Here is a 6,034-nt window from a genome sequence, read left to right on the forward strand (position 1 = left end):
GCTAGACCATAGGCGAGCGTTGATAGACACGCACATGGTCGACGACGAATTCGGCGGGGAAGGCGGTGGCCGCGTCCGGGGCGCCGAGCCAGCCGCCGACCTGCAGGTTGAGGCGCAGGTTGTACGGCTTGTGGAAGATCTCGTCGAAGAACGGCGTGGTCGACCGGTCCCGCCGCCACACCTGGTGGCCGTCGATGGACCAGGTCAGCGCGGTCGGCGTCCACTCGGTGAGGTAGGTGTGGAAGCCGTCGCCGGGCGTGCCACCGCTGGGCAGCATGACCCGGATGTCCTGTTTGACCGGCGAGTAGTCGTAGAAGATCGCCGCCGTGGCCCGGTCCTGCCAGCGGTCGCCACCCGGCAGCTCGACCACGTCGATCTCGCCCTTGCCGCCGTCCTCGGGCCGCAGCCAGAAGGCCGGCCAGATCCCGGCCGACGTGCCCGCCCGGGGTGATCGGGCCCGGATCTCGAACCGGCCGTAGGTCCACGCGGCCCGGCCGATGGTGTCCAGGTACGCCTGCGTGTACCGCCGCGTCTCCGGCCCGCAGCGCACGGTTTTCCGCAGCCCCCGGATGACCAGGAAGCCGTACCGGATGTAGGAGTTGGCCGGGTCGTCGACGTTGCAGCCGAGGTCGACGTCGCGGCCCTCGCCGTCCCGGATCGTCCACTTCGTCCGGTCGATCGTCCGGGCGTCGAACTCGTCGCCCCAGACGAGGCGCCAGCCGTCCGGTTTGTCCGGGGACGGCGACGGCGGCGTGCAGCCCGCGATCAGGATGAGGAGCACCAGGATCCGGAAGGGCCGCACGCCGCCACGGTACTAAGACCAGTTCCACATTCGCAGCCTGGAGAAGCGTCTCGGAAGCGAATGGGAAACCGGTCTTAAGAGACGCCGAGCGCGCGCCGCATGGTGACGTTGGTGCGGCTGGGCCGCGTTGCGGGCGGTGTTCAGGGCGCAGCGCGACGGCGCGGTCCCGGTGCGGGTCGGCTTGGGGCCCACCCACTCCAGGTCCATGTTGTTCGGCGCGAAGGCGCCGAGAACCGGGCCCTTCGGGTTGGCCGGGAGGCCGGCCAGGCCGGTGACGATCGAGTAGCCGTTCACCTGGGCCTGCTGCAGCACGGTCAGGTCCTTGTACGTGCCGGCCTTGACCTTCTGGTCGAAGTACTGCTTGCCGCCGCCGACGGTGACGTCGGCCCTGGTCTCGACCAGTTGCTCGGCGATCGAGCCGGCGCCGCCGTTGACCTTGTCGTTGACCGCGCAGGTGGCCATCGCGTCGGGGCCCTTGCAGTCGCGGTTGACCACGTGCGAGACGAGCACGGCCGGGGTGGCGTCCTCGAGCTCGGCGGTGGTCACGTTGCCGGTGCGGAAGCCGGCCGTCTTGGCCTTCTCCAGGATGGTCGGCTTCGGCCGCCCGTCCGGCGTGACCGAGATGGCGCCGTTGTAGGTCTTGTGGCCGGTCGCCCAGCCGGTGCCGGACGCGGCCGAGTCGGTCACGTAGTCCGGGACCGTCGTCCTACATGTGTGAACGGTGGTCAGGGCCCACGCCATCAGCCCCGTGAGGACCGCAGTTTAACGCGGCCTGAACGGCTCTGACCGAAACGGCGATCTGTCCCCGCTTTCACCTGGCCGGGGCTTCCTATCATCGGGCGCGTGCGGATGATCCGGGTGCTTCGGGCAGGACTGGCCGTGGCCGTGTGCCTGGGCGCGCTGATCGCGGCGGTCCGGCTGGTCGTCGCCGATCACCACCCCGCTTCGGTACGCCGTCAGCTCGCGTTCGTGCGGTCCGAGCTGGAGTCGGGCGCCGCCCACGACGCCCAGGCGATGTTTCCCGAGGGCTATTTCTTCATGTACGCCCTCTACGGCCTGACCGAGGTCGACCTGGGCCGGGGCGAGCCGCCGCCGGACCGCGCCGACGAGCTGGCCGCCGCCCGCTGGGCCCTCGCCGCCCTCGACTCGGCCGACGGCCGCGCCCCCTTCGACGCCGGCCTGATCCCGTCCTTCGGCGTCTTCTACCGTGGCTGGAGCAACTGGCTGCGCGGCGGCATCGTCGCCCTCGACCCGTCCGGTCCGGAGGCGACCCGCTTCGAGCGTGACTCCGCCGAGCTGGCCGCCGCCTTCGACGCCTCGCCGACGCCGTTCCTGGCCGCCTACCCGGGCCAGTCCTGGCCGGTCGACTCCACCGTGGCCATCGCCTCGCTGCGGCTGCACGACAAACTCTTCCCGCCGCGCTACCAGCCGGCCGTCGACCGCTGGGTGGCCGCGGCGAAGCAGCGGCTCGACCCACGGACCGGTCTGTTGCCGCACCGCGCTGACCCGGACACCGGCGCGCCGATCGAGGTGGCCCGTGGCACCTCGCAGAGCATGATCCAGCGGTTCCTGGTCGACGTCGACCCGGCGTTCGCCGCCCAGCAGTACGGTCGGTTCCGCGAGCGATTCCGCGCCTTCGGGCCGGCCATCAGCGAGTTCCCGGCCGGGGTGCCGGGGGAGGGCGACGTGGACTCCGGACCGCTGCTGTTCGGCGTGAGCCTGTCGGCCACGGCGGTGACCATGGGTGCGGCCCGGGTCCAGGGTGACGACCGGCTGGCCGACGCGCTGACCGGTCTGGCCGACGTCGCCGGGGTGCCGATCGACACCCCGCACACCCGGCGCTACGCGTTCGGCGTACTCCCCGTCGGAGACGCCTTTGTGGCCTGGTCGAAGAGCGCGCGCCCGTGGGTCAGTACCCCGCCGGCCGGACCACCACCGGACCTCGTGTGGTGGTGGTGGGTTCCTGTTCTGACGGTTCTGTTGGCGATTGCGTTCTTCTCGGTGGTTCTGAGCGGTATCCGGGCCCGGTAGAGAAATCTATTCGCGCCTTTTGCCAGTAATCCTTCGGTTACGTTACGTCCGACGTACGTGCGATTCCGCCTGAAGGAGACGTTGAGCCATGCACTACTCCTCGGGGGCTCGACGCTCCCTCCGGATGCTCCTGGCGACGGCGGTCGCCGCGTTCATCGGTCTCGTCCCCGCGGTGTTCGTGGCCACTCCGGCCTACGCCGCCGGCGAGGTCGACTTCACCAGCGACCAGGAGTCGGTGGAGAACGACGCCTTCGTCTTCGAGCTCGTCCGCCAGGGCGGGTCGCCGGACAAGCTCGACCTGACCTACACCACCGAGGACGGCACGGCCGAGGCGGGCAAGGACTACACCGCGATCAGCGGCACCACGTCCTTTCCGGCCGGCAGCACCCGCGCGACCACCAAGAAGTTCACCGTCCAGGGCCTCGCCGACGCGCTGGACGAGGACGACGAGACATTCACGCTCAAGTTCACCGGCACGGTCGGCGGGCAGCCGATCGTCCGGGAGGCCCAGGGCATCCTCGACGACGACGACGTGACTCCCACCTACACCCTGGCGATGACCGATACGGTCACCCATGCGGTGATCGGATCGGTCAACGAGAACGTGCCCGCGGCACGGATCACCGCGACCCTGTCGGCGGTCTCCGGCCGTGCCGTGACGATCCCGCTCAGCACCTCGGACGGCACCGCCGTCCAGCCCGACGACTACACCGGACAGACGAACACCCCCCTCTCCATCCCGACCGGTCAGACCACCGGCTACGTCGACGTCCCGATCAACGACGACCTGTTCGACGAGGAGGACATGGAGACCTTCTCGGTGGCCGGCTCCGGCGAGACCAACACCACCGCGGCGCCCGGACCGGCGCTCCAGGTGCAGATCGCGGACAACGACGCGATGCCGACGGTGAACGTCCTGGGGCCCGGCGCTGAAACCGAGGGGACCCAAATCGACTTCACGGTGAACCTCTCCGCGGCGTCCAAGCGCGTGGTCACCGTGGTCGCGAACACCGAGACCGGCACGGCGTCGTCGGCCGACTTCACCGCGGTCACCAACCAGTCGGTCGTGTTCTCGCCCGGCGAGACGATCAAGACGGTGTCCGTGCCCACGACGACCGACGCGCTCGACGAGCTCACCCCGGAGGACTTCAAGGTCAAGCTGACCGCGCCGGGAGCGCCGACCCAGGGCTACTACACGGCCGGGACGATGGAGGCCACTGGCCACATCACCGACGACGACGCCCTGCCGGTGGTCTCGATGAGCCCGGCGTCGGTGACCGAGGGCAATGTCGGCGTCCGGGACGAGACCTTCACCGTCTCGCTCGGCGCCGCCTCCGGCCGCGAGGTGCGGGTCGGCTACGCGGTGCAGGGCGACTCGGCCACCGAGGACGAGGACTTCGAGGCGGTCACCCCGGGCGAACTCGTCTTCGCGGCGGGCCAGACCACGAAGACGTTCACCGTGAAGATCAAGAGCGACGTCAAGGACGAGCCCAACGAGGACTTCAAGGTCATCCTGTCCAACGCCGCCGGCACCGCGAGCCTGGCGCCGGGTGCCATGCACACGGTGACGATCAACGACGACGACGCCCTCCCGCAGCTGTCGACCTTCCCCGACCTCACGATGGCCGAGGGCGACACGCAGGAGACCAAGAACATCCAGGTCGCGCTGACCAACCCGAGCTCCAGCTCGATCACTCTGGACGTGACCGCCACACCCGGCAGCGCGGTGATCATGGCCGGCTCTCCGGGCGCCAACGACTTCGAGGCGCCGAGCAGCACCGTTACCATCCCGGCCGGCCAGACCACCGCGAACGTGACGTTCCAGGTCAACGGCGATGAGGTGTACGAGGGCCCGGAGTCGGCCACGATCAAGGTGGCGACCACGCTGAACGATCCCGCCGTCGCGGCCGGCGACCTGACCTCGACGCTCACCCTCAACAACGACGACGACGCCCCATTGGTCGAGCTGCAGGCCCAGACCGGCCGGACCGAGTCACAGACCGCCGCGATCACCGCGACCGTCACCGGCGTCTCCCAGGACCCGGTCGCGATCACGCTCGCCGCCGCGGGCGACGCCCCGCCGAACGGCGACCCCGCCGAGCCGGGCGACTTCGACGCCACCAACCTGCTCGCCGCGGTGAACCTGCCGGCCGGCGTCATCAGCAACCCGTGGACGGTCGGCACCGTCGACCTGATCCCCGACACCGCCGACGAGAACGCCGAGACGGTCAAGGTGTCGCTGACCGGCGTCCCGGACGTCGCGCCGGTCTGGCTGACGATCAACGACGACGCGGCCGACAAGACCCCGACCATCGTCGCGGCCGGGCTGCAGAAGAACGAGTCCGACGGCACCGTGCAGGTACCGGTGACGCTGAGCTTCAGCCTGAACGGCAACCAGGCTCTCACCACCGAGAAGCGGATCACCGCCGGGTACACCACCGAGGACGGCACCGCCAAGCAGCCCGGCGACTACACCACCGCCACCGGCACCGTCGACTTCGTGGCCGGTGACGTCAGCGAGTCGATCCCGGTGACCATCAACGAGGACACCGTCTTCGAGCGCACCGAGCTGTTCAAGGTCAAGCTGGCCACCCCGTCGCCCGGCGACGCGCCGATCGCCCCGGCGAGCGTCGACGTGGAGATCGCCGACAACGACTCCGGCCAGGAGCCGGTGCTCGACGACCTGGTCGCCCCGGCCGCGTTCGCGGAGGGCACGGCGGGCACGGCCGACTTCACCGTCAAGCTCGACCGCGTGGCCGCCGAGGACGTCGACGTCAAGGTGACCGTCACCGACGGCTCGGCCACGCATGGGGTGAGCGGACCTGGCAAGGACGACTTCGAGTTGCCGGCCAGCCCGGTGACGGTTCACGCCGGCGACACCTCACTCGTCGTCCCGATCACCATCAACAACGACGACGTGTTCGAACACACCGAGACCGCCACCGTCGGCATCGAGCTGGCCCCGGGCGAGACCGACGCGGTCAACGCGCCGCAGCCGGTGTCCGCGACTCTCACCATCGTCGACGACGACCCCGAGCCGACCGTGGTGCTGAACACGGTCGACGGCGCCGAGGGCAGCACGGTGCCGGTGACGGGCACGATGACCGGTGTCACGCAGGACCCGATCGCGATCACGGTGGTGGCGGCCGGTGCTGTCAATGCGGGTAGCCACCAGGCGGATCCGCAGGACTTCACTGCGAC

At 70.0% G+C, this 6,034-nt stretch carries 4 protein-coding genes; 2 read left to right on the forward strand and 2 right to left on the reverse strand.

Translation table 11 applies throughout. From position 1 onward, the window contains the following. Position 1 precedes the first annotated feature (1 nt). Complete coding sequence (locus AB0O15_RS10005; protein WP_364316485.1) at positions 2 to 802, reverse strand: glycoside hydrolase family 16 protein; 801 nt, start codon at positions 800 to 802, stop codon at positions 2 to 4. A 12-nt stretch (positions 803 to 814) separates the two neighbouring features. Continuing rightward, positions 815 to 1,543, reverse strand: coding sequence for an alkaline phosphatase (locus tag AB0O15_RS10010; protein WP_364316487.1), 729 nt, complete (start codon positions 1,541 to 1,543; stop codon positions 815 to 817). A 102-nt stretch (positions 1,544 to 1,645) separates the two neighbouring features. Between AB0O15_RS10010 and AB0O15_RS10015 the strand changes: the two genes are divergently transcribed. Together AB0O15_RS10015 and AB0O15_RS10020 are read left to right on the forward strand one after the other, a co-directional pair. Further along, complete coding sequence (locus AB0O15_RS10015; protein WP_364316489.1) at positions 1,646 to 2,833, forward strand: hypothetical protein; 1,188 nt, start codon at positions 1,646 to 1,648, stop codon at positions 2,831 to 2,833. 124 nt (positions 2,834 to 2,957) lie between these two features. Then, positions 2,958 to 6,034: Calx-beta domain-containing protein (locus AB0O15_RS10020; RefSeq protein WP_364316492.1), on the forward strand; the 3,077-nt coding region annotated here is incomplete at its 3' end.

Source organism: Actinoplanes sp. NPDC089786, assembly GCF_040684855.1.
GTDB lineage: Bacteria > Actinomycetota > Actinomycetes > Mycobacteriales > Micromonosporaceae > Actinoplanes.